Origin of the sequence: Streptomyces lateritius, assembly GCF_014649715.1 — a bacterium.
Lineage (GTDB): Bacteria > Actinomycetota > Actinomycetes > Streptomycetales > Streptomycetaceae > Streptomyces > Streptomyces lateritius.
The window spans coordinates 288,095-311,792 of sequence record NZ_BMTO01000007.1; the positions used below are offsets into that span (position 1 = coordinate 288,095).

A 23,698-nucleotide genomic window follows, 5' to 3' on the forward strand; every position below is an offset into this window, starting at 1 on the left:
GGCGCCGGGATCACGGGCCGGTGTTCGCCGACCCGTCGAAGACGAACTGTGAGCCCGGCTCGACGAGGACATGGCCCTCGGCCGAGTCGGTGATGGTCACGTTCGTGAGTGTGGCGTTGCCGCGGGCGCCGCTCATCGCGAGGATGCCGGAGACGTTGTTCGACCCGTCGATCCGGACGTTCGTGATCTTCACCCCCGGCTTGGCGGCGCCACCCGTCTTGAACTGGAGCCGTCGTACGTCGAGTCGAGGATCTCCGTGTCCCGGATGGTGACGCCCGGGATGTCCTGGCCCTGGGCGAAGAGGGTGATGGCGCCGAACTCCTGGTCCTCGTTCCAGAACGCCCCGCCCGTGCGGTGCAGCGCGTTGTTCGCGATCAAAGGGCGCGTCGCCGGCGTTACGGAAGGACGAGTTGTGGACGGTGGAATTGCGGGTGCCGTTGGCGAAGTTGATGCCGTCGGCGTAGGTGTTACGGATCCGCATGCCGGGGAACTCGAGGCCGTCGCCCGGCCCCCGGAGCTGCGAGATGGGCGCCCGCACGGCTAGGGCCGTTCCCGGGCGCTGCGGCTTCTCCACCAGGGGGGCGTAATCCTGCGTGACGACTTCACGACAGAGAGTTAATGATCCCGCGTGAGCGCCGTCCGGGTGGGCAGAACGACTTCACAGTGGTCCACGCCGACCGGAGGAGCCCGCCGTGCTTTCAGACATCATCGACCGGCTGAAGAAGCATCGGCGGAAGGGAGGCCGTGAGGGGCCGGACAGCGTGTCCCTGCCTTCACAACGGACGGAGACCCCGGCGCTCACCGCTGACTTCTCCTCCGAGGAGCAGTGGGTCGCGGGCCGGTCCTGGGCGTATCCGAACGGCGGCCCGACCAACCCCGGGGACAACAAGCTCGATCACCTCGTCGCGGACCCCGCGTACAGCCGCTCGGGGGTCTTCAGGGCGACCAGGCGCTCCGACGGGAAGTGGGACGCGGGCCTCCTCACGACCGAGGGCAGCGCTGAGGGTTTCATGGTCCGCGCCGGTGACGTCCTGGAGGCGCGGGTGCGGCTGCCCGAGGAAACAGGAGCCTGGCCGGCGATCTGGACCTGGCGGGACGGCGGTCAGGAGATCGACGTCTTCGAGTACCACCCGGACAACCCCGACCTGCTGGAACTGTCGAACCGCGTGCGCGGTGGCCACCTCTACTTCCGCGATCCGGCCATCCGGCCGGGCGCGTGGGTGGAGCTGAGGATCGAGTTCGGCGCCCGCTCGGTGGTGTGGACCGTCAACGGCGTGACGGCCTTCTCCGACGGGCGCGGAGTGGGCCGGAGCTGGCGGGCGTACCTCATCGTGAACCTGTCGGTCTGTGCCGGGCGGTACCATCCCCCGCCCGAGGAGGGCGTGTCCGAGATGTCGTTCGAGGTGACGGAGCTGCGCGTGTACCGACCGTAGGGCGTGTCCTTCCGTGCGGCGCGGGGCATACCGACTGAGCCCGGCGCCTTCGGGACGCCCGACCGCACCCCGGGGGGCTCATGGGACCGCAGACCGAAAGCATCGAGTCGCTCGTCCTCGACGCCGTGCGCGCCCGGGTCTGTCCCGGCGCGGTCTGGGCCGTCGGTGACGCCTCGGGCACGTCGGCGGGCGGAGCCGCGGGGCTCCTCGACCCCGCACGGCCGGACGAGCCGATGCGAGCCGACACGCTCTTCGACCTCGCCAGCCTGACCAAGATCGTCGCTGTGTGGTCCGTCACCGGGACCCTCGTCGAGTCGGGGGTTCTCGAACTGCACCGCCCGCTCGGCTCGTTCTGGCCCGAGGTCGCGGGCCGGCCGCTGGGCGCGGCCACCGCCCACCATCTCCTGACCCACACGGCGGGGCTGCCGCTGCGCGCCAATCTCCGGTTCCACTACGGGAGCGATCCGGACGAGGTCCGCGCGGGAGTGCTCGGTGAGCCGCTGCGCCACCGTCCGGGCGAGGCCGTCGCGTACACCGACCGGGCCGCTCTCGTCCTCGGCTACCTGGCCGAGCACCTCACGGGCCGCCGACTCGCCCATCTCGCGGCCGCCCGGGTCTGGAACCCCCTCGGCATGACGGAGACCCGGTACGGCCCGCTGGCAGCGGACGTCGCCTCGCGCTGCGCCCCCACGGAGTTCGACGACGCGACCGGCACTCACCTGAAGGGGACGGTGCACGACTTCTCCACCCGTCTGCTCGGTGGCGCCTGCGGCATCGCGGGCGTCTTCGCGCCCCGCGACGACCTCTGCCGTTTCCTGCACCACACCCTGTCACCGGGGCGGTCCGCGTTCGGTGCCTCCTGGGTCCAGCGGTCCCTGCGCGTCCGCACCGGCGAACTGAGGCCCGCCCGCGGTCTCTTCTGGCACCCCGACCCCGGCACGACGGCCGCCCGGCACGACGTGTGGGCGCACTTCGGCTTCACCGGCACGGCGATGTGGGTCTCCCCGGCGCGCGGGCGCTGGGCCGTACTGCTGACCAACAAGCTCTACTTCACCCGCGACGGCGTCCCGGTGGCCCGGCTGCGCGCCGCGTTCCGCTCCCTCGCCTTCGCCTGAGGTCGCCCGACGAGACCGTCGACGCCGCCCTCCCTCCGGCATACTGGGCCTCGGCGCCCGGCGGAACCGGGGCCTCCGGCCGGGGCGAGGGCGGGTGAGCCGCGTGCGGTGCCGGATGACAGACTCGGGAGCCGCCTGACCTGCGGCGTACCGGGTAGGCGAACTCGTACCGTTCGCGCGCGACACCTGGAAGCTGCCCCGATGACGACTCCTCGCTCCCACCCAGCCGGCCGTGCGGCCTTCCGCGCTCGCATCGCGCGGTCGACTCGCCGTTGGTGGCCGGCGCTGCGCGCCACGCCCGTGTCGATGTGGCGCGACGACGTGGCCGACTGGGCGGCCGCCCTGACGTACTACGCGATCCTCGCCCTGGTGCCCGCGCTGCTCGTCGCGGTGACGCTCACCGGCCTGGTGAGCCCGGAGGCCACCGAGCGGCTGATCTCGCACGTGGCCTCGTGGGCGCCCGCCGAGTCCGGCGGCACACTCGGGGAGACGCTGCGGGGTCTCGCGCAGGAGCAGACCGCCGCGTGGATGCTGATCGTCGCGGGCAGTGTCAGTGCGCTCTGGTCGGCATCGAGCTACCTCGCGGTCTTCAGGCGCGCGCTGCACGCGATGCACCGGGTCAAGGACCAACGGCCGGCGCTGCACACCGCGCCGATCATCCTGCTGAACGCCGCGCTTCTCCTGGTGCTCCTGGTGACCAGTGCCGGAGTGGTCGTCGTCACCGAGCCCCTCGCGCGGCTGCTCGGTGCGTGGCTGCGCTGGGACACGGCCTCGGGGCCCGCCTGGGCGTCCGCCTGGGCGCTGGTGAAATGGGTGGGTCTGGTGGGATTGGTGACGATGCTCGTCCTCGTCCTCTTCCGTACCGGACCCGCCTCGGCCCGTGCCCGCGCCCACGCGGTGCCGGGAGCGACGCTCGCAGTGCTGCTCTGGCTGGCGGGTTCGGCGGCCTTCGCCCTGTACGCGACGAGTCTCGGCACGTACAGCAGGCTCTACGGCTCGCTCGCCGGTGTGATCGTCTTCCTCGTCTGGCTGTGGAGCGCCCACCTCTCTCTGCTCGCCGGGGCGCAGTTCACCGCGGAGCTGTCCCTGGCATGCGAGGGCGGACTCGGGGAAGCCGGAGGGTCCGCGTCGCCTCCCTCTCCTGACGGAGGGAGGCGACGCACGGACCGACCACACGATCACGAGCAAGGGAGCGAGCAGATGACCGAGAACATGTGGGCGTACAGCGACACCTCCGGCCACGCGGCGGGGGTCGTGCTGAGCGGCTACAAGGTCGAAGCGCTGGACGGCTCCATCGGAAAGGTCGACAAGCACTCGGACGAGGCGGGCTCGGCCTGGCTCGTGGTGGACACCGGCGTCTGGATCTTCGGCAAGGAGGTCCTGCTGCCGGCCGGCACCATCACACGGATCGAACCGGACGAGCGGGTCGTCCACGTCAACCGTACGAAGGAGCAGATCAAGAACGCTCCGGAGTTCGTGCGGGAGCGGCATCTGGAGGACACCGATTACCACCGGATGCTCGGTGGTTACTACAGCGGTCCGCTGATGTGACGGTGGACCCGGCGGCGATCAGGCCCGCAGCCAGACCGCCGTGTCGCTCGGCAGCCGTCCGTCCCCGTCGAGCGGGCCGCTGCCGAGCAGGAGCGTGCGGTGCGGCGGGAGTTCCACCGAGCCCTCGGCGAGGTTGACCACGCACATCAGTCCGTCGGTCCTGCCGAACGCCAGGACTCCCCCGGAAGCGGGCGGCCAGTGCAGGGGCCCGTCGCCGGAGCCCGGCGTGGAACGGCGCAGCAGCAGGGCCTGGCGGTAGAGGATGAGCATCGAGGACGGGTCGAGGCTCTGCCGGTCGGCCGCGAAGCGCGACCAGCCCTCCGGCTGCGGGTCGCGTCATACACGCAAGACCAGCGCAAGCCCCGCAAGCGGCTTGCGTCGGTGCGGCGTATCCGTACGGCGGCCGGCGGCGGGCGGCCTTCTGGACGCATCGTTGACGTCGACCGCCGAGAAGGGCGCGAAGCCGCGGCGTCAGCGCTGTCGAGTGCGGGGCGGGCGGGAGAGCAGCACGAGGCTCCGCGACTCCACGGTGACGTCGGTGCCCGCCTTGCGTTCCGACTCGTCGGGCAGGCCCTGCGGGTCGGCGGTGTCGGCGCGGGCGGTCCACCGCTCGCCGTACGCCGTGCCGGGGAGCCGGAAGGTCACCGGTTCCCAGTAGCTGTTGACGAGGATCAGGAAGGAGTCGTCGACGACGCGGCCGCCGTACGGATCGGTCTCGGCGATCGCGTCCCCGTTGAGGAAGACGGCGATGGCGTGGTCGTCGGGCCGGCCCCAGTCCTCGTCCGTCATCTCGCGGGCGTCCGGCCGCAGCCACACGAGGTCGGGCAGGGGCTGGCGTTCGTCGGTCGCGGTGTCGCCGCGGAAGAACCGGCGCCGGCGCAGGACCGGGTGGGCGCGGCGCAGCGCCACGGCCCGGCGGGTGAAGTCGAGCAGGTCGTGCCGCTCGTCGTCGAGGTTCCAGTCGATCCAGGAGACCACGTTGTCCTGACAGTATGCGTTGTTGTTGCCGCCCTGGGTGCGGCCCAGCTCATCGCCGTGGGCGATCATGGGTATGCCCTGCGACAGCAGCAGGGTGGCGATGAGGTTCCGCTGCTGGCGCGCCCGCAGTACCAGGATGCCCGGGTCGTCCGACGGGCCTTCGGCGCCGCAGTTCCAGGAGCGGTTGTCGCTCTCGCCGTCCTCGTTGCCCTCTCCGTTGGCCTCGTTGTGCTTGTCGTTGTACGACACGAGGTCGCGCAACGTGAATCCGTCGTGCGCGGTGACGAAGTTGATGCTGGCGCGGGGGCGCCGCCGGTCCCGCTCGTAGAGGTCGGAGGAGCCGGTGAGCCGGGAGGCGAACTCGGCCAGGCTGTGCTCGCCGGCGCGCCAGAAGTCGCGCACCGCGTCCCGGTACATGCCGTTCCACTCCGACCACTGCGGCGGGAAGTTGCCGACCTGGTAGCCCCCGTCGCCGATGTCCCAGGGTTCGGCGATGAGCTTGACCCTGCCGATCACGGGGTCCTGCTGGATGAGGTCGAAGAAGGCGGAGAGGCGGTCCACCTCGTGGAACTGCCGGGCGAGGGTGGCGGCCAGGTCGAAGCGGAAGCCGTCGACGTGCATCTCCGTCACCCAGTACCGCAGGGAGTCCATGATCATCTGCAGCACGTTCGGGTGCCTCATGAGGAGGCTGTTGCCGGTACCGGTGGTGTCGTAGTAGTGGCGGGGGTCGCCCTCGACGAGCCGGTAGTACGACGCGTTGTCGATGCCCCGGAAGGAGAGCGTGGGACCGTACTCGTTGCCTTCGGCGGTGTGGTTGTAGACCACGTCGAGGATGACCTCGAGACCGGCGGCGTGCAGTGCCTTCACCATCCACTTGAACTCGGTCACCTGCCCGCCGCGCGTGCCACGGGCGGCGTAGGCGCCGTGCGGGGCGAAGAACCCGATCGTGTTGTAGCCCCAGTAGTTCGTGAGGCCGCGGTCGGTGAGCACGCCGTCGTGGACGAACTGGTGGACGGGCATGAGTTCGACGGCGGTCACGCCGAGGCGGGTGAGGTGCTCGACGGCGGCCGGATGGGCGAGGCCCGCGTAGGTGCCTCGAAGCTCGGCGGGCACGTCGGGGTGGCTGAAGGTCAGGCCGCGGACATGGGTCTCGTAGATGATCGAGTCGGCGTACGGCCGATGGGGCGCGCGGTCCTCGCCCCAGTCGAAGGCGGGGTCGACCACGACCCCGAGGAAGCCGTGCCCGGCGCTGTCCTCCGGCGCGGGGCCGTCGGGCGCGCGCTCGTAGAGCGAGGGGTGGTTGTCCATCTCGCCCTCGACCGCCTTGGCGTACGGGTCGAGCAGCAGCTTGGCCGGATTGCAGCGGTGCCCGGCGTCCGGGTCCCACGGGCCGTGCACCCGATAGGCGTACCGCTGGCCGGGCCGGACGTCCGGCAGATAGCAGTGCCAGACGAAACCGTCCACCTCCGTCAGGGTGACCTCGCGATGAGTGCCGTCGTCGTGGACGAGCACGAGCACGACCTGCTCTGCCACCTCGCTGAAGAGCGCGAAGTTGGTGCCCTCGCCGTCGAACGTCGCACCCAGGGGCCAGGGGCGTCCGGTCCATATGCGCACGGCAGAACGCTACGGGCCCAGGGGTCGGCCCGCATCACCACAGGGCCGGACGAGCGGCGTTCCGACCGAAACAATCCGGCCCTTCCCCCTGAGGGCGTTTCAACTGCCTTTGTCCGGTGAGCCGAAAGGGAGCGGTTCTTTTCCCCATACGACTGGAGGCACCGATGGAGAGCTGGCGCGCGTCCGCGGCCTGTCAGAACGTCGACCCCGACCTCTTCTTCCCGGTGGGGACCGGCGCGCCCGCGCTGGTCCAGGCCGAGGAGGCGAAGGCGGTATGCCAGGTTTGTCCCGTCCGCACGGCCTGCCTGCGCTGGGCGATGGACGACTCCCGTCAGGTGACCGGCGTCTGGGGCGGTCTGACCGAGGACGAGCGGCGGTCGCTGAAGCGACGCTCACGCCGCACGAGCCCGGCTGAGTAGCGGGAGCGGAGGTCAGGGGCGGTGGCGCGAGGGCGACGGGTGGCATGGGGGTTGCGGGGGATGCGCTCGACGAGCGGGCACGGGTATGACGGGCACCTGGGGCGAGCGGGGAGCGAGGGCGCCTCACGGGAAGCGGGCGCAGGGGCAGCGGGGCCGCCTCACCGTCACCGGAGGGGGAGGAAGGCCCGTACGCGCTTGCCGTTCGGCGTGGGCTCCACCTCGACCTCCGTACAGATCGCGATCACGATCTCCATTCCGTGCCGGCCCACCCTCTCCGGGTCCCTGGGGCGGGCCACGGGCAGCGCCCCGTACGTGTCGTGGACGCATATCTCCAGCATGCCGGCGTGCAGCACGAGCTCCAGCCGGCACGGGCCGGGGGCGTACTTCACGACGTTGGTGACGAGTTCGCTCACGACGAGCCGGGCCGCGTCGACGGATCCGGCGACGGCCGAGGCCGACCTCTCCAGGAAGTCCACGGTGAAGTCCCGCGCGTGGGCGATGGCACCCTCCGTCCGGCCGAACTCCATGGCGGCCCTTCGGACACCGCCCGGTCGACGCTCCCTGGAAGTCAGCCCTGTGGAACTCAGCTCGCTCACGTCGTCCCTCGCTCGCCTTCCTCGTACGTCACCGCCCACCCGAACGGCCTCACCAGAAGGGGGCTGGTGAGGCCGTTCGCCGTTCGTCCCATGAAGGCGACGTCCCGTGGGGGGGGATGACGTGCGCCTGCCCCCGTTTCCGGATCTCACACCCGCCGGCCCGGGTCCTTTCGCGAACTGACCGTCCGTCCTCCGCGATTCCGCCGCGGTTCCACGGCGGTTCTCTCACGCGGTGTCGAGCATGCCCTTACGCAGACGCGCCAGGTTGCGCGACAGCAGCCGGGAGACGTGCATCTGCGAGATCCCGAGCTGCTTGCCGATCTCGGACTGGGTCAGCTCCTCGACGAAACGCAGGTGCAGAAGCTTGCGGTCACGGTCGTCGAGCTCGACCAGCAGGGGCGCGAGGGTGTGGAAGTTCTCGAAGAGCTCGAGCGCCGGGTCCTCGACCCCGATGAAGTCGCCGAGCGCCGCCTCGCCGTCCTCGCCCTCTCCGCCGATGGCCGCGTCGAGCGACGTCGAGTTGTAGCCGTTGGAGGCCAGCCGCGCCTCGATCACCTCGTCCTCGGAGAGGTTCATCAACGACGCCAGCTCGGCGACGCTCGGTGCCCGGCCGAGCCGGGAGCTGAGCTCCTCCGTCGCCTTGGCCAGTTCCACCCGGGCCTCCTGCAGCCGGCGCGGCACGTGGACCGCCCAGGAGGTGTCGCGGAAGAAGCGCTTGATCTCGCCCACGATGTAAGGCACGGCGAAGCTGGTGAACTCCACCTCACGGGAGATGTCGAACCTGTCGATGGCCTTGATGAGGCCGATCGTGCCGACCTGGACGATGTCCTCCATCTCGTCGCCCCGGGCCCGGAACCGTCCGGCCGCGTAGCGCACGAGGGACATGTTCATCTCGATCAGCGTGTTCCGCGCGTACTGGTACTCGTGCGTCCCCTCCTCCAGTACCGCCAGCTTGTCGAAGAACAGCTTCGACAGCTCACGTGCGTCCTTCGGGGCGACCTTGCGGGGGGCTTCGAGCATGGGAAGGTCCCCCATCCCGGTCTCGAAGCCAGCCCTCGTCTCCGTCGTCACCTCAGTCGGCACTCTGATGACCTCCCTCTTCCATCGAGTACAGCGTCCTCCCCGTTGGGGCGTCGCCTACCCCGGGATTCCCGGGCCACACCCACAAATTTTCGGGCGGGTGTGTCCCGCCGCCTCTCCCGGCTCCTCGCAGACCACCTGCGGCCGTCTGCGGACCTCTGCCGGACCTCTCGCCCCCGGCCGACCGGACGGCGTCGAGGCCGGTGGTTCTGCCGATGCCTTCGTCCCTCGTGACCCCGACAGTGGCCCGAGCCAGACTCCCCCACCGGCCGCCCCGGTCCTTCGGCGGCGGCCGTCCACGACACGAGAGGACGACTCAGTCGTGAAACGACACCTCGCCGCGGCCGCGGCCGCCGCCGTCTGCTGTCTCACCGTACTCACCGCGCCCGGAGCCCAGGCTGCGGACAACCCCTACGAGCGTGGCCCCGCCCCCACCAACAGCAGCATCGAGGCGGTACGCGGTCCGTACGCCGTCTCCGACACCAGCGTCTCCTCCCTCGCCGTCACCGGCTTCGGCGGAGGCACCATCTACTACCCGACCTCGACCGCCGACGGCACCTTCGGCGCGGTGGTCATCTCGCCCGGGTTCACCGCGTACGAGTCGTCCATCGCCTGGCTGGGTCCGCGCCTCGCCTCCCAGGGGTTCGTGGTCTTCACCATCGACACCCTCACCACGATGGATCAGCCGGACAGCCGCGGCCGGCAACTCCTGGCCGCGCTCGATTACCTGACCCAGCGCAGCTCGGTCCGCGGCCGCGTCGACGGCACCCGGCTCGGCGTGATGGGCCACTCGATGGGCGGCGGCGGCGCGCTGGAGGCGGCCAAGACCCGGCCGTCGCTGCAGGCGGCGATCCCCCTGACGGGCTGGAACACGGACAAGTCCTGGCCGGAGATCAAGACGCCCACACTCGTCGTGGGCGCCGACGGCGACACGGTCGCACCTGTCGCCAGCCACTCGGAGCCGTTCTACGAGAGCCTTCCCCGCACGCTCGACAAGGCGTACCTGGAGCTCAACAACGCCAGCCACTTCACGCCGAACACGTCCGACACGACGATCGCGAAGTACAGCATCTCGTGGCTCAAGCGCTTCATCGACAACGACACCCGCTACGAGCAGTTCCTCTGCCCGCTCCCCCGGCCCGGTCTGTCGATCGAGGAGTACCGCGGCACCTGCCCGCACACCTCCTGACGGACGCCGCTCCTCCTCGCACCTCCCCGCCCCTTCCGCCTCCGGTGCCGGATCGCTCCAGGGCCCGGTGGCGGGAGGGGGCGGTCCGTCTGTGCGCGCTCACAGAGCAGCGCCCCCGCGCGTGGGCGGGCGCCCACCGGGGCCTACCGCCGCCACCTACGGGACAGTAACCTGGCGGCCGTGAGCGGAGGGACGAGCGCGGCGGCCCCGGTGCGGCTGCACGACCGCACGACCGAACTCGCCGCCGTGGACACCCTTTCGGCACGCGTCGCCGCCGGATCGGGCGGCGTGCTGCTGATCTCCGGGAGCCCCGGAGCGGGTCGCACGGCGCTTCTTCGGCATGCGGTACGGGAGTTCGCCGGCCGGGCTCATCTGGTGGCCGCACCGGTCGGGAACCGGGTTCCCTGGAGCGGTGTGCGGGTGCTGCTCTCCACGCTGGGGTGCACACCGTCGGCGGCCCGCCGGGCGCTGCGGTCCGCGCGGGGCTCGGAGGGCCTCGCCGCGGCTGTGACCGCGCTTCGCGCCGGGGAGCCACTGCTCTTGTGCGTGGACGACCACCATCTGTGGGACGCCCACTCGCGCGCCGCACTCGCCTCCGCCTGGCGGGTCCAGGGGGGCCTACGAGGTGTGGGCTGGGTCGTGTCACTCGCCCGTCACCACCGCCCTCCGGCCGTGCCCGGAGCGCCGCTGCTGCGGCTGACCCGGCTGAGCCGGTCGGGAGCGGGCGGGCTGCTCGACGACGTGTGTCCCTCGCCCCCGGCACCGGCCGTGCGGGCGAGGCTCCTCGACGAGGCCGCGGGGCATCCCGGCGTGCTGACCGCCATGGCGCGCCGCCTCTCTTCCGCGCAGCTGGCGGGCGCGGCCCCGCTTCCGCGGCCGCTGCCCGACGCGTCGGTCCTCACCGAGGTGTACGGCGGGCTGCTGGACTCCCTCCCCGTGCAATGGCGGCGCATGCTCGGACTGGTCGCCCTCGCGGGCGAGGCGAACGGCGGCGGGCCGGACGCGGGCCCGGAGCGGCCCACGGTCGACTCCGACACCGTCCTCGCCGCCGCGCGGGTGCTGCGGACGTCTCCGGAGACGCTCGACCACCTGCTCGCGGACGGTCTGCTCACAGGCCCGCGCGCGGCGCTCCGCTTCGAAGACCCCTTCTTGCGGCGCGCCGTCCTGGCGGCGACCCCGCAGGCATGGCGACGCTCGGCACACCCCGTCTTCGCGGCGGTGGGGGACGGCACGGCCGAGCCCGGCGCCGCCGTCCTCGACGTCGCGTGTGCCGACCCGCCGAGGCGGGAGACTGTCGCCGACGGCGGCGAGAGGCCCGACGGCCACGACGCCCCGGAGGCGGGTTCGGGGTCGGGCACGGAAACGCGTCCCGCCCTCCCGAACGACCGGAAGGCGAGTGCGGCCCCGCCTACGGACACGGGCCCCGGCGGGCGTACGGCTCCCGGCACAAGCGGCCCGCGCCCCGACGCGCCGCCTGCTCTCGCCGCCGCGAGTCGCGGCGGCGAGAGGCAGGCCCGACCGGACGGCCCCAAGGCGGGTTCGGACTCCGGAGCGCGTACAGGTCCGCTCCACACGGCCGGCCGCCCGGCCGCCCAGGGGGCGGGCATGGGCTCGCGTGCAGGTCCCAAAACCGGCGGGCCGGGCTCCGGCGGGACGCCGGCCGCCGGGGCGGGGGTCCCCGCGCCCCGACGCGCCGTCACCGGGTCGCAGGAGCCATCCGTCCCCGAGACCTCGCAGGCACCCTGGCTTCTGCGGGCGCGGGGCCATCGGGTGGACCGACTGCGCGCCTCCGGCAGTGCCCGGTCCCGTACGGACGTGGCGCGCGGGCGGGACGAACTCGTACGGGGGCTGCGGGTTCTGGCGGACGGTCCCGCCATGGACGCGTATCAGGCGCTGCTGCTCGCGGCCTCGCTGCTACGGGTCGGCGCTCCGCAGGAGGCGTCCGACGCCAGGTTCCTCGCGATGGAGGCGGCCTGGGCCGCGGGAGATCCCGACGCCTGTCTGACCGCTCTCGGCGATGCCGACGCCGCGCTCGAGGCCCCTTGGCCCACGGGCGGCCAGGACGGGGCGGAGCGGGACTTCCTCCTCGGCATGCGCAGCGCTCTCGCGGTCCGGCTCGACGAGGCGCGGGCCCCGCTGGCCCGGGTGGTGGCGCTCGACGGCGCGGCCGACGAACCGCGGCTCCTGCTGCGGGCGGGCTCGGCGGCGCTGGTGCTCGGGGACACGGCCGCGGCGGCCCACGTCCACGCCCGCGCCCTGGCCCGCGTCCGCGCGGAGGGGCGTACGGCGCTGCTGCCCCGGGTCCTCGAGCATCTGGCCTACGCCGAACTGCGGGCCGGTCGCCACGGCCGCGCCGGAGCGCACGCCCGGGAGGGGTTACGGGCGGCCGAGCTCACCGGGCAGCACAATGTGGCGGCCCATCAGCACGCCGTCCTCGCCCTGGTCGCCTCGGTCGCGGGCGACGCGCATGCGGTGGAGGAACACGCGCGCCGGGCGCTCACGGTCGCGCGTCCGCACGGACTGGTCCAGGCGGCGACGCTCGCCGAGTGGGCGCTGGCCCGGGCCGAACTCGGCCGTGGTCTCGCCGTCCAGGCCGCGGCGCGACTCGCTCCTCTCGTGGGGTCCGGCCCTCGCGGGGGCCACTTCGCGCTCCGCATGCTGGCCGTGCCGTGCTTCGTGGAGGCGGCCGACGCGGCCGGGCGGAGGGCCGAGGCACAGGCCGCGGCGGAGGAGTTCGCCGTCTGGGCCGCGCAGGGGATCGACCTGCAGGCCCCGGCCCAACTGGCTCGTTGTCGGGCGTTGTTGAAGGAACCGGAGGAGTCGGCGCACTGGTACGGCGAGGCCATGAGGCGTCATGAGGAGTCCGGCAACGACTTCGAGCGGGCCAGGACCCTGCTCGCGTACGGCAAGTGGCTCCGTCGGCGCAGACGCCCGCTGGAGGCACGGGTGCGGCTGAGCGACGCGCTCGTCACGTTCGAGCGGGCCGCGGCGGACACCTGGGCGGCCGAGGCCAGGGCGGAGCTGCGCGCCACCGGCGGGGCGGCCGGGAGGTCGTCCGGCGCCGCGGCGCCGGACGACCTCACGCCCCAGCAGCAGCGCATCGCCGCACTCGCCTCCGAGGGAGCGACCAATCGGGAGATCGCCGACCGGCTGTCGATCAGCCCCCGGACGGTCGACCACCATCTGCGGAACGTCTTCGCCCGGCTCGGGGTCCGCTCCCGCGTGGAACTGTCGGGTGTCATGGTGCGGGCCGCCCGGCATGTGACGGACGAGTCGTGACGCGTAGGCCCCGGTTCCTCCGGCCGTGGCAGGTGGCAGGTGGCAGGTGGCCAGACCCTCGCCGGGTTTCAGAACTTGCGCCACCTGGCCATGCCGAAGGAGAACACTCCGAACAGCGCCAGTCCGATCGCCACGGCGACCAGCAGCCACTGTCCGGCCGGCGCCGTCGCGAACGAGCGGATCGCGTCGTCCACGCCCTTGGCCTCGGCGGGGTCGAACTGGATCGCGGCCTTGAGGGCGAAGAAGCCGACGGCGGCGAAGACCACGCCGCGGGAGACGCCGCCGGTGATGCCGGTGACGTCCATGAGACGGCGCTGGTTCTTCGACAGCCGCGCCCACGTCAGGTGCTTGCGGTACTTCCGCAGGGCGGCGCGCCCCGCGATGACGAGACCGGTGACGAGGATGCCGACCGCCGCCGCGCCGACCCACCACTGTCCGCCGGGCAGGCCGAGCAGGCGGCCGGTGACGTCCTGGCTCTGCTGGTCGCTCGACCCCGCCCCGCTGCTCCTGGCGCCCGCGGCGAAGGACAGCACGAGGAAGGACACGAAGGCGTAGAAGACGAAACGGAAGGCGGAGTGGGCCCGCTTGGCCGGCTTGTCTCCGTCCGGTCCGGCGGCCCCGTACACGGCTTCCGTCAGGCGCCACAGCGCCATGCCGGCGAGCCCCGCGCCGAGCGCCCAGAGGAGCACGGCGCCGAAGGGAGTGGCAGCGACCTCGGCCAGGGCTCCGCCCCGGTCCGCCTGCTCGTTCGCGCCCGTCAGGCCGATGCGTACGGCCAGCACGCCCACGAGCAGGTACAGCACTCCGCGCGCCACGAAGCCCGCGCGGGCACCCGCCCGCACCGCGTCGCCGCGGGCCGCTCTCCTCGCCATGGTCACGTCTGACGCCTCCCTCGGGCCGGTGTGTCGGACTCTTCGGGTGCCCCGCCCGGCTGGTCGCAACCCCTCCCCACACCGGCCCCGTACGCTGCGTGTCCGCCGCGCGCGCCGGGGAAGGCGAGAGGTGAGCACATGACCAGAAATCGGGAGAAAGGGAAGCCATGATGCAGCCCACGGGTGACGCCTGGTCGTCCCGTACACCGACGCGTCCGGACCCTCTTGGGTTTCCGGCCCGCGACGGCCGGAACGCGGCCGTGCGGACGTCGGCCGAGGCCAGAGAGGCCGCCCGGCGACGGCTGGCGGGCATCCGGCCGATGGAGCCGGCTCAGGTCGACGACCTGTTGCTGGTCGTGTCCGAGTTGGTGACCAACGCGCTGCGGCACGGTGGCGGTGTCACCGGCTTCGGCCTCTCTCTGGAGCGGGACACCGCGACGGTGTGCGTCAGCGACCGCAGCGGCGAGCGGCCGGTGGTCCGGCGTCGCGAGGAGCCGGCGGCCGGCGGCTTCGGCTGGCCCGTCGTCCTGCGTCTGTGCCGTGAGGTGGCTGTGTCGGTCCACCCCGAAGGGAAGACGATCCGTGCGGTCGTGCCGCTCGAACAGTGACCGCGGTGCCCCGCGCCCGCCGGGGCCCGAGCAGGTGTCGTTCGCGCCCGGACGGGTACGTTGGCGCTGGCCGGGCGCCGGTACGGGCTCCGGCGCCGACGACGAGGAGATGTGATGGGCCAGGTCGCCAGAGGCCGCGTGCGCAAGGCGTTCGGAGCGTGGGACCGCACGCTCTTCGGACACGTGGCGGGGCGGTCCTGGCCTGCTGCGGAACCGGTCCTCCCCCGGCTCAGCCGCAGCGCCGACCACGGCCTCCTGTGGTTCGGGTTCGCCGCGGGCATGTGGGCCTTCGGCGGGCCGAAGGGACGGCGCGCGGCGGTGCGAGGCGTGACCTCGCTCGCGTTGGCGTCGGTCACCGTGAACACGCTGGCCAAGAGCGCCGTGCGCCGTCAGCGTCCGCTGATCGACACCGTGCCCCTCGTCCGCAGGCTGCCGCACCAGCCGTTCACGACCTCCTTCCCCTCCGGCCACTCGGCCTCCGCCGCGGCCTTCACGGCCGGCGTGGCCCTGGAGTCGCCGGGCTGGGGGGCGGCGGTCCTTCCCATGGCCGCCTCGGTCGCCTTCTCCCGGGTCTACACGGGCGTTCACTACCCGAGCGACGTCCTCGTGGGCGCCGGTCTGGGTGTCGGCGCCGCGTACGCCGTCCGCGGCCTGGCGCCGACGCGGGACCTGGTCGCCACGCCCGCCCGGCCTCGCGTCGAGCTGCCCGCCCGGCCCGACGGCGACGGTCTCGTCGTCGTGGTCAACCCCTCCTCCGGTGCGCAGTCGCAGCTCATGGATCCGGTACGGCAGCTGCGCACCCTGCTCCCCCGGGCCGAGGTCGTCCTGTACGAGGAGAAGGCCGGTTCGCTGCCGGAGGTGCTGGAGGTGGCCGCGGCCGAGGCGGCCGCACGCGGCGGCGTCCTGGGGGTCTGCGGCGGGGACGGGACGGTGAACGCGGCGGTGGCGCCCGCTCTGCGGCACCGTGTGCCGCTCCTGGTCGTGCCCGGCGGGACGTTCAACCACTTCTCGGTGGATCTGGGGACGGACACGATCGCCGAGGCTTGCGCGGCGCTGGCCGAGGGGCACGCGGTCCGGGCCGACGTCGGCCGGATCACCGGCGAGAGCGGTGAGGAGCCGGCGTACTTCCTCAACACCTTCAGCCTCGGTGTCTATCCGGAGCTCGTACGGCTCCGGGAGCGCTGGTCGCCCCGTATCGGGGGGCCGGTGGCGTCCCTGCTCGGCGTGGCGCACGTCCTGCGGACCTCCCGGCCGCTGCGGGCCGTGGTGAACGGCAGGCCCACGTCCATGTGGCTGCTGTTCGCCGGCAACGGCGCCTACCGCAGTGTGGGGCTCGCCCCGCTACGGCGCCACGACCTGGCGGACGGGATGCTGGACGTGCGGATCGCGCGCGGCGGCCGGTTCGCCCGGACGCGGCTGCTCGCGACGGCGCTGGCCGGAGGGCTGGCCAGGACCCGGCTCCACGCCGCGGCCCGGCCGACCTCGCTGCGGGTGACGGGTCTGCCGGAGGGCACGCACATGGCGTACGACGGTGAAGTGGTCCCCGCTCCACGCTCGCTGCGCCTCGACAAGCTGCCGGAGGCCCTGACCGTCTACCGGCCGTTCACCGACTGAGGCCGAGCGGCTCCCGTCCTCCCACCTCTACGGAAGGGCGGCGCCGCGGGCCGTCACCCACAGCGCGTACCACTCCTCGTGGCTCAGGTCGGGCTCGCTCCGCGCCGCGTCGCGGCAGGCGCGGATGCGTGCGGGGTTCGACGTGCCGATCACCGGGACGACGCGCGCCGGGTGGCGTCGCAGCCACCAGAGGACGATCGTCTCCGCGGTGGTGCCCTTCGCCTCGGCGAGCGACGCGACGAGGGCGGCGGTGGCCCGCTCCTGCGGTGTCTCCGGCCGCCCCGTGTACCGCCCCTGGGCGAGCGCCCCCCACGCCTGGAGCGAGATCCCGTGGGCCAGGCAGTGCTCGACGGTGCCGGCGGGGAAACCGTTGGCTGCCGACTCGGGGGTGTTGACGAGGACACCGTCCTCGAGCCATGCGCGCCGATGCAGGCTCATCTCCAGCTGATTGGCGACGAGCGGCAGCTCGGTGTGGGCCTGGATCCGGGCGATCTGTGCGGCATTCATGTTGGAGACGCCGAAGCGGCGGACGAGTCCCTGCCGGTGGAGCGACGTCAGGGCTTCGCCGACGTCGGCCGGGTCGGCGAGCGGGTCCGGGCGGTGCAGGAGCAGGACGTCCAGGACGTCGGTGCGCAGCCGGGACAGGCTCTCCTCGACCTTCCGAACGACCGTCGTGCCGCGCAGGTCGTAGAGTCCTGGCCGGTCGCCTTCGGCGAGCCGGATACCGCACTTGGTCTGCAGGGTGATCCGCTCGCGCAGGCCGGCGGAGCGGGCGAGGACCTCGCCGAAGACCGACTCGGCCTTTCCGTGCCGGTAGATGTCGGCGTGGTCGAAGGCGGTGATGCCGCTCTCCAGGGCCGCCTCGACGGCCGCCTCCGCGGCGTCGATGTCGGCGGCCGTGGCGGGGCTCGTGTCCCACGCACCGCCAAGGCCCATGCAGCCGAGGACGATACGGTCGGGCTTCTCACTCGTGGTCACGGGCCCCACCCTCGCACACGCGCGACGGGCGGCCGGGCGCGGGCCTCAGTCCCCGCTGGTGTAGCGGATCCGGACCCACAGGGGCAGGCCGAACCAGCAGACCAGGTACCAGGCGAGGACACCGGAGACCAGCCAGGGCACGTAGGTGTCGTGCGTGGCGACGCGCAGGATGAGGAAGAGCGCCGAGGTGAGGGTCGCCAGGAGCAGGACGAGTCCGGTGAAGGTGAGCCGGGACGCCCAGGCCACGGCCTGGGGTTTGATCCGCCGCCCCGAGACGAGCCGGTGGAAGGCCACCGGGCCGATGAGCGCGCCCGTGGCGAGGGAGCCGAGGACGACGGTGACGAGGTAGATCGTCTTGTCGATCTGTTCCAGGCCTTGGAAATGCGGGGTGAAGACCACGGTGAGGAGGAAGCCGAGGAGGATCTGGACGCCGGTCTGCGCCACGCGTATCTCCTGGATGAGTTCCTGCCAGCGCCGGTCGGCCCGCTCGTCCTCCGTCTCGCGCCGTCCGTCCTCCCGCGCGTCCACCGAACCGTTCTCCCTCACGTCCACTCGCACGTCCGGCCCCGCGTCATACCGCGCGTCCGCTCGCCTTTCGGGGCCGACCGTGCTCTCTCGTCCCTCCATGGGGCTGCCTCCTCCTCGAACGTCCTCGACCCTCACAGGGTGTGCCACCAGGCACGGCTTCCCCACCTTCGAACACACACACCCCTGTCTCGCCCCCGCAGGACGACGCGACTACGCGAAGAGCGAACCGTGCCCCGGACGGCCCTGCGTCGTCCCAGAGTGGTGGCCATGGTGAACCGAGTGGCCGTCCTGTCCGACATCCATGCCGTGCTGCCCGCCCTGGAAGCGGTGCTCGACGAACCGGAGGTGCGCGCCGCGGACCGTGTCGTGCTGACCGGGGACATCTGCGCAGGCCCGCAACCGGCCGAAGTCCTGGACCTGTTGACCGGTCTCGGCGAGCGCGTCACATGGGTCGGCGGGAACGCCGACCGCGAACTCCTCGAGTACCGCCGGGGCGTGCGGGACTCCGTCGCGGACCCCATCGCCCCCTGGGCCGCCGAGCGACTCCGCCCCGATCACCTGGACCTGCTCGCCCGCCTGCCCCGGGCGCTCACGCTGCCGGTACGGGGCATGGGGAACGTCCTCTTCTGCCACGCCACCCCCCGCGACGACGAGGAGGTCGTCCTGGTCGACTCCCGTCTCGAGCGCTGGGCGGAGGTGTTCGGCGAACTCGACGCCGGCGTCCGTACGGTGGTCCTCGGGCACACCCACATGCCCTACGTCCGCCTCGCCCTCGGCCGGCTCGTCGTCAACCCGGGCAGCGTCGGCATGCCGTACGGACGGACCGGGGCCCACTGGGCGCTCCTGGGCCCCGGCGTCGAGCTGCGGACGACGCACTTCGACATCGAGGCCGCAGTCGACCGCCTCACCCGGGAATCGGCGTATCCGGACATCGCCGAGTGGGCCGACTACTTCCTGCGCGCACGGGCGACCGACGCCGAGGCGCTCCGGATCTTCGGCCCGCGCGACGGCCGCGGCGAGGCACCCCGCCGGGCCGACGAGACGGGGTGACGGACCCTGACCATGACGACCCGGCAGCGGCGGTACCGGGACGGGGGGAGGCGCTCGCGCCCGCTTCAGCCGTGGGCTTCGGGAGCGCCGGCGACCTTGGGCGCGCGGGCGGCGATGGCGTCCAGCATCAGTGCGAGGGCGAAGTGGAAGTTGGCGTCGTCCTCCACCGAGGCGAGGTACGGCGCCGCCGCCGCGATGTGCGTGTGGGTGCCGGCTGGCACGGCCGCGTACGCACCGCTCCAGGCCGACTCGTCGTCGTGCCGTGTGCCCGGGTCGAGCGCCAGGTAGGTGGCCTCCATGCACGACCAGCTCAGCATGAAGTCCACCAGCGCGCGGTAATGGCGTACCGCCTCCTCGGGCGGGAAGCCGGCGTCGGACAGTGCGGCGAGGACCATCTCGATCACCCGCATCTCCGCCGGGCGCCGGGTGATGCGCACCGTGGCCAGGACGGCCGCGCGCGGGTGAGAGAGGTAGACCGTGCGGTTACGGACGAACAGCGTCCGCAGCGTCTCCCGCCAGTCGGCCGCCGGCTCGAAGCCTTCGAGGCTCTCCTCCAGCAGGTGGTCCGCCACGGCGAGGAGCAGGTCGTCCTTGTTGCGGAAGTGGCGGTAGACGGCCGTCGGATCCGCGCCGAGCCGGGCGCCGATGCGGCGGAAGGTGAGAGCGTCGGCCCCCTCGGCGTCGAGCAGTTCGAGGCATGCCTCGACGATCAGCCGGGGGCTGAGCGACGGCCGGGTACGGCCCGCGGCGCTCCCCCGCCCCTTGGCCGGCGCGGCCTTCTTCCCCGTAGGTGACGCCACTGCGCACTCCTTTTCGCTCCGGTCGGCTCCATTGTGCCGTCCGAGCCCCTACCGCTCCGGCCGGTCACTGAGTCAACGATGTTGTCATCGCTGTTGACTCGCTGTCGGGATCCTGCCACGCTGCCGCCCGGCGCCCGTCACCGGCACGTGCCCGCCCCCCTCGCAGGAGCCAGGAGAAGCCCATGACCGGTCACCCACCACCACCCTCCCCCCGGTGCGGTTCCCGCCCCTGCCGACGCCCTCACGGCCGACAACGGCCGCTTTCTGACGCTCGTTCCGGTGGTCGTCCTCGCCGCTGGGGCCCCCGCCGCGCTGTGGGCCAAGTAGGGCCGCCGAGCCGCCTACTTCGACCGCGAGCGGCGTGCGCTGCGCCCTGACCCGTCTCCCCCGCCCCGCTCCTCCTGACCACCGCGCGACCGACCGCACGACCGACCGGCATGAACCAGCCTTTCAAGGAGCAGCTCCGATGAGCCCCGCAGACACCGTCTTCACCTCCGGTTCCGTGATCACCATGGATCCCTCGCTCGCCGACGCCACGGCCCTGGCCGTCACCGGGGAGCGGATCACCGCGGTCGGGGGTGAGGAGGTGCGCGAGCTGATCGGTCCGGACACCGAGGTGGTCGACCTGGCGGGGCGGGCTCTGCTGCCGGGCTTCCAGGACGCGCACGTCCACGCCGTGTTCGGCGGTCTGGAACTGGGCGTCTGCGACCTGACCGGGACGACGGACCTGGCCGAATACCGGCGGCTCATCACGGCCTACGCGGCCGCCCACCCCGAACGGCCCTGGATCACCGGCGGCGGCTGGTCGATGGAGAGCTTCCCCGGTGGCATGCCGACCCGGCAGCTGCTCGACGTGCTCGTTCCCGACCGCCCCGTCCTGCTCGCCAACCGCGACCACCACGGCGCCTGGGTCAACACCCGGGCCCTCGAGCTGGCGGGGGTGACCGCTTCGACCCCCGATCCGGCCGACGGGCGCATCGAGCGCGAAGCAGACGGCACGCCCTCGGGGATGCTCCAGGAGGGGGCGGTGGAACTCGTCGGGCGCGCTGCCCCGCGGCCCACCGAGGAAGATCTCCTGGCCGGCCTGCTGCGCGCCCAACGCCTGCTGCACGGGTACGGGATCACCGCCTGGCAGGACGCCCTGCTCGGCGAGTACGGCGGTCATCCCGACGTCTCGGGCGCCTACCTCACGGCGTCCGGGCGCGGCCTGCTGACGGCCCGGGTCGTCGGCTCGCTGTGGTGGGACAGGGAGGCCGGCGCCGAGCAGATCCCGCGTCTGGTCGAGCGCCGCGAGGCGCTGCGGTCGGGCGGCCGGTTCCGCGCCGACACCGTGAAGATCATGCAGGACGGCATCGCCGAGAACCGCACGGCGGCCATGACGGCGCCCTACAAGGACGCCTGCGGCTGCGCCACCGCCGAGAGTGGCCTCAGCTTCGTCGATCCCGAGGCGCTGCGCGGGTACGTCACCGAGCTCGACGCCCTCGACTTCCAGGTCCACTTCCACGCGCTGGGCGACCGGGCCGTCCGCGAGGCCCTCGACGCGGTCGAGGCGGCACGCGCTGCCAACGGGCGGCGCGGCAACCGCCACCATCTCGCCCATCTCCAGGTCGTCCATCCCGTGGACGTACCGCGCTTCGCGCGGCTGGACGCGGTGGCCAACCTTCAGCCGCTGTGGGCGGCCCACGAGCCCCAACTCGACGAGTTGACGAGCCCGTTCCTGGGCGGGGACCTCGCGGAACGGCAGTACCCCTTCGGCGACCTCCACCTGGCCGGGGCCCGGCTGGCGGCGGGCAGCGACTGGCCCGTCAGCTCCGCGAACCCGCTGGAGGGCATCCATGTCGCCGTCAACCGGATCCTCCCCGGCGGCGACCTGCCGCCGTTCCTCCCCGGCCAGCGGCTCGATCTGACGACCGCCCTCGCCGCCTACACGTCGGGTTCCGCCTACGTCAACGGGCTCGACGACACGGGCGTCCTGCGCCCCGGTCACCTCGCGGACCTGGTCGTTCTCGACCGGGACCCGTACTCCGTGCCCCCGGCGGAGCTGGCGTCACTGCGGGTCGAGGCCACCTACGTCGGTGGGCGGCGCGTCTTCGGATCCTGAGACGGCGGGGCGCCTCGCCGGGGTGCCGGTGCCGCCGTGGGTCGCGGCGAGGCGGGCGAGGGCGGCGGACTCCGGGCTTCCCGCCTCGGCGCTGTACACGTGCACGACCAGGCCGGTCTCGCCGGGGGCGGCCGGAACATGCAGTGTCTCGAAGTCGAGGGTGAGCAGCCCGGCCTCGGGGTGGCGCAGCCGTTTGCGGCCGGCCGTGCACATCAGCACCTCGCCGGTGGCCCAGATCCGCCGGAACTCGACGCTGCGGGTGGAGAGTTCGGCGATGAGCGCGGCCAGTTCCGCGTCGTCGGGGTACCGTCCGGCGGCGACGCGCAGCTGCCCCACGGCCTCGGCCGCGCGGTCCTCCCAGTCGGGATGGAGCGCGCGGCCCGCGGGGTCGAGGAAGAGGTATCTGGCGTTGTTCCCGTCGCGGCGGCCCGGCTCGCCCATGCCGCCCAGCAGAACGGCGCCCGGACGGTTCCAGGCCACCACGTCGAGGCGATGGTTCGTCGCGAAGACCGGCAGGGGCGCCATGGCGTCCAGGATCCGTCGCAGGGCGGGGCCGACCTGGGCCCGGGGCGCGGGGTCGCGCCGGTGGGCGGCCAGAGTGGCGAGGTGTCTGCGCTCCGCGGTGTCGAGACCGAGGGCGCCGGCGAGCGCGTCGAGCACTTCGGCGGACGGCTGGGTGGCCCGGCCCTGTTCGAGGCGTACGTAGTAGTCCACGCTGATCCCGGCCAGCTGGGCCAGCTCCTCACGCCGCAGCCCCCGTACGCGACGGCGTCTGCCCCCGGCGAGCCCGACGTGCTCCGGCGCCACGCGCCCTCTCCGGGCGCGCAGGAAGGCGCCGAGTTCCCGTCCGGTGTCGCCGATCCCCTCGACTCGGTCGCCCGCGCCGCCCGTCCGCTCGATCCGGTCCGCCCCGTTCATGCGTTCCAGTATGCGTGGCCCTGGCAGTACCAGGATCGCCGTTCCGCCGGTTGAACAGGGTTCTGGCTACCCCGGCCCGCCCGGGAGAACGTGGCCGTATGAACGAAGCAACGTCAACGTCCCAGCAGCGGCATCAGCCTCGGCCGAAGAAGATCCTCGTCGTCTGCGCCCACCCGGAACCCCGTTCCCTCAACGCCGCTCTGACCGTCTTCGCGGTCGAGCACCTGCGGGCGGCGGGCCACGAGGTACGGGTGTCCGACCTCTACGCGATGAAGTGGAAGGCCACGGTCGACGCCGACGACTTCCCCGGACACGCAGCCGACCGGCGGCTTCGGGTGATGGCGGCCTCCGAACAGGACACGCTGTCGGGCCGGCTGTCGCCCGACATCGCGGCCGAACAGGAGAAGGTCCTCTGGTCGGACGCTGTGATCCTCCAGTTCCCGATGTGGTGGTTCTCTGCCCCCGCGATCCTGAAGGGCTGGATCGACCGGGTCTTCACCAGCGGCTTCGCCTACGGGCCGGCCCTCCCCCCGCCGTACGGCGACGGCGTTCTGGCGGGCCGCCGGGCGCTGTTGTCGGTGACGGCGGGTGCCCGGGGGTCGGCCTTCTCCGACCGGGGCGTTCACGGGCGGCTCTCCGACGTCCTCCACCCGCTGCAGCACGGCCTGTTCTGGTTCACCGGCATGGCGCCGCTCGAACCGTTCGCGGTGTACGAAGCGAACGAGCTGCCGGCGGAGCGGTTCGCTGCGGCGTGCGAGGCGTACGCACGACGGCTCGACGGACTGTTCACGGACGAGCCGGTGCCGTTCAGGCCGTTGGTGGGCGGCGACTACGGCCGTGACATGCGGCTGCTGCCGGGCGTGGAGGTCCCGGGAACGAACGGCCTGGACCTTCACGTCGGCCCGCGCCGCTGAAGGCCGGCTCTTTGGATAGGGTGCCGTGCGACAGGTCGGCGTTCTGTGCGGGAGACATGAG

19 protein-coding genes and 2 pseudogenes are annotated in these 23,698 nt (G+C 72.8%); 11 read left to right on the forward strand and 10 right to left on the reverse strand.

Annotation, left to right across the window (positions count from 1 at the left end; all coding sequences use genetic code 11):
• Window positions 1–10: 10 nt before the first annotated feature.
• A pseudogene (locus IE136_RS16600) lies at window positions 11–526 on the reverse strand (CARDB domain-containing protein); the annotation flags it as partial.
• A 235-nt stretch (window positions 527–761) separates the two neighbouring features.
• On the opposite strand from IE136_RS16600, the gene IE136_RS16605 reads away from it, so the two are divergent.
• From IE136_RS16605 to IE136_RS16615, 3 genes are all read left to right on the forward strand, one after another.
• Window positions 762–1,433: a LamG domain-containing protein gene (locus IE136_RS16605; protein WP_229818914.1), complete on the forward strand. Its 672-nt coding sequence runs from the start codon at window positions 762–764 to the stop codon at window positions 1,431–1,433.
• An 80-nt stretch (window positions 1,434–1,513) separates the two neighbouring features.
• Window positions 1,514–2,548, forward strand: a complete 1,035-nt coding sequence (locus IE136_RS16610) for a serine hydrolase domain-containing protein (RefSeq protein ID WP_158993154.1) — start codon at window positions 1,514–1,516, stop codon at window positions 2,546–2,548.
• A 201-nt stretch (window positions 2,549–2,749) separates the two neighbouring features.
• Window positions 2,750–4,099 (forward strand): YihY/virulence factor BrkB family protein, encoded by a 1,350-nt coding sequence (locus IE136_RS16615; RefSeq protein ID WP_189600728.1) that lies wholly within the window; start codon window positions 2,750–2,752, stop codon window positions 4,097–4,099.
• 18 nt (window positions 4,100–4,117) lie between these two features.
• Here IE136_RS16615 and IE136_RS16620 read toward each other — a convergent pair.
• Window positions 4,118–4,429 (reverse strand): annotated as a pseudogene (locus IE136_RS16620) (alpha-glucosidase); the annotation flags it as partial.
• Between the two features lie 141 nt (window positions 4,430–4,570).
• A complete protein-coding gene (gene glgX / locus IE136_RS16625; protein ID WP_158993150.1) occupies window positions 4,571–6,691 on the reverse strand; it encodes a glycogen debranching protein GlgX in 2,121 nt (706 codons plus the stop codon).
• Between the two features lie 164 nt (window positions 6,692–6,855).
• On the opposite strand from glgX, the gene IE136_RS16630 reads away from it, so the two are divergent.
• On the forward strand, window positions 6,856–7,110 hold the full coding sequence (locus IE136_RS16630; RefSeq protein ID WP_158993148.1) for a WhiB family transcriptional regulator: 255 nt from the start codon (window positions 6,856–6,858) through the stop codon (window positions 7,108–7,110).
• Between the two features lie 164 nt (window positions 7,111–7,274).
• Here IE136_RS16630 and IE136_RS16635 read toward each other — a convergent pair whose 3' ends face one another.
• Both IE136_RS16635 and IE136_RS16640 read right to left on the reverse strand, forming a co-directional pair.
• Entirely contained in the window at window positions 7,275–7,637 is a 363-nt protein-coding gene (locus tag IE136_RS16635; protein WP_158993146.1) for an ATP-binding protein, read from the reverse strand.
• A 294-nt stretch (window positions 7,638–7,931) separates the two neighbouring features.
• Window positions 7,932–8,726 (reverse strand): RNA polymerase sigma factor SigF, encoded by a 795-nt coding sequence (locus IE136_RS16640; protein WP_308432421.1) that lies wholly within the window; start codon window positions 8,724–8,726, stop codon window positions 7,932–7,934.
• A gap of 382 nt (window positions 8,727–9,108) precedes the next feature.
• On the opposite strand from IE136_RS16640, the gene bdeA reads away from it, so the two are divergent.
• Window positions 9,109–9,975, forward strand: a complete 867-nt coding sequence (bdeA, locus tag IE136_RS16645) for a bis(hydroxyethyl) terephthalate hydrolase (protein ID WP_158993144.1) — start codon at window positions 9,109–9,111, stop codon at window positions 9,973–9,975.
• 180 nt (window positions 9,976–10,155) lie between these two features.
• The gene (locus IE136_RS16650; RefSeq protein WP_189600730.1) at window positions 10,156–13,254 is read left to right on the forward strand and encodes a helix-turn-helix transcriptional regulator; all 3,099 of its coding nucleotides are present in this window, start codon (window positions 10,156–10,158) and stop codon (window positions 13,252–13,254) included.
• A 68-nt stretch (window positions 13,255–13,322) separates the two neighbouring features.
• On the opposite strand, the gene IE136_RS16655 is transcribed toward IE136_RS16650, so the two are convergent.
• A complete protein-coding gene (locus IE136_RS16655) occupies window positions 13,323–14,126 on the reverse strand; it encodes a DUF1206 domain-containing protein (protein ID WP_158995017.1) in 804 nt (267 codons plus the stop codon).
• Window positions 14,127–14,293: 167 nt separating this feature from the next.
• Here IE136_RS16655 and IE136_RS16660 point away from each other — a divergent pair, with 167 nt between their 5' ends.
• Complete coding sequence (locus IE136_RS16660; protein WP_229818893.1) at window positions 14,294–14,734, forward strand: ATP-binding protein; 441 nt, start codon at window positions 14,294–14,296, stop codon at window positions 14,732–14,734.
• Between the two features lie 114 nt (window positions 14,735–14,848).
• The gene (locus tag IE136_RS16665; RefSeq protein ID WP_158993140.1) at window positions 14,849–16,348 is read left to right on the forward strand and encodes a bifunctional phosphatase PAP2/diacylglycerol kinase family protein; all 1,500 of its coding nucleotides are present in this window, start codon (window positions 14,849–14,851) and stop codon (window positions 16,346–16,348) included.
• Window positions 16,349–16,375: 27 nt separating this feature from the next.
• Here IE136_RS16665 and IE136_RS16670 read toward each other — a convergent pair whose 3' ends face one another.
• Window positions 16,376–17,326 (reverse strand): aldo/keto reductase, encoded by a 951-nt coding sequence (locus IE136_RS16670; RefSeq protein ID WP_229818894.1) that lies wholly within the window; start codon window positions 17,324–17,326, stop codon window positions 16,376–16,378.
• A 45-nt stretch (window positions 17,327–17,371) separates the two neighbouring features.
• Complete coding sequence (locus IE136_RS16675; protein ID WP_229818895.1) at window positions 17,372–17,953, reverse strand: DUF6328 family protein; 582 nt, start codon at window positions 17,951–17,953, stop codon at window positions 17,372–17,374.
• Between the two features lie 168 nt (window positions 17,954–18,121).
• On the opposite strand from IE136_RS16675, the gene IE136_RS16680 reads away from it, so the two are divergent.
• Window positions 18,122–18,904, forward strand: coding sequence for a metallophosphoesterase family protein (locus IE136_RS16680; protein ID WP_189600731.1), 783 nt, complete (start codon window positions 18,122–18,124; stop codon window positions 18,902–18,904).
• 65 nt (window positions 18,905–18,969) lie between these two features.
• On the opposite strand, the gene IE136_RS16685 is transcribed toward IE136_RS16680, so the two are convergent.
• Window positions 18,970–19,704 carry a TetR/AcrR family transcriptional regulator gene (locus tag IE136_RS16685; RefSeq protein ID WP_189600732.1) on the reverse strand — a complete coding sequence of 245 codons (735 nt, stop codon included), beginning with the start codon at window positions 19,702–19,704 and terminating at the stop codon, window positions 18,970–18,972.
• Window positions 19,705–20,170: 466 nt separating this feature from the next.
• Here IE136_RS16685 and IE136_RS16690 point away from each other — a divergent pair, with 466 nt between their 5' ends.
• Entirely contained in the window at window positions 20,171–21,805 is a 1,635-nt protein-coding gene (locus IE136_RS16690; RefSeq protein ID WP_158993134.1) for an amidohydrolase, read from the forward strand.
• Here IE136_RS16690 and IE136_RS16695 read toward each other — a convergent pair.
• The gene (locus tag IE136_RS16695) at window positions 21,752–22,723 is read right to left on the reverse strand and encodes a helix-turn-helix domain-containing protein (protein ID WP_158993132.1); all 972 of its coding nucleotides are present in this window, start codon (window positions 22,721–22,723) and stop codon (window positions 21,752–21,754) included. The two genes, IE136_RS16690 and IE136_RS16695, sit on opposite strands and share 54 nt — an antisense overlap.
• Window positions 22,724–22,821: 98 nt before the next feature.
• Between IE136_RS16695 and IE136_RS16700 the strand changes: the two genes are divergently transcribed.
• Window positions 22,822–23,637 (forward strand): NAD(P)H-dependent oxidoreductase, encoded by an 816-nt coding sequence (locus IE136_RS16700; protein ID WP_189600733.1) that lies wholly within the window; start codon window positions 22,822–22,824, stop codon window positions 23,635–23,637.
• Window positions 23,638–23,698 lie beyond the last annotated feature (61 nt).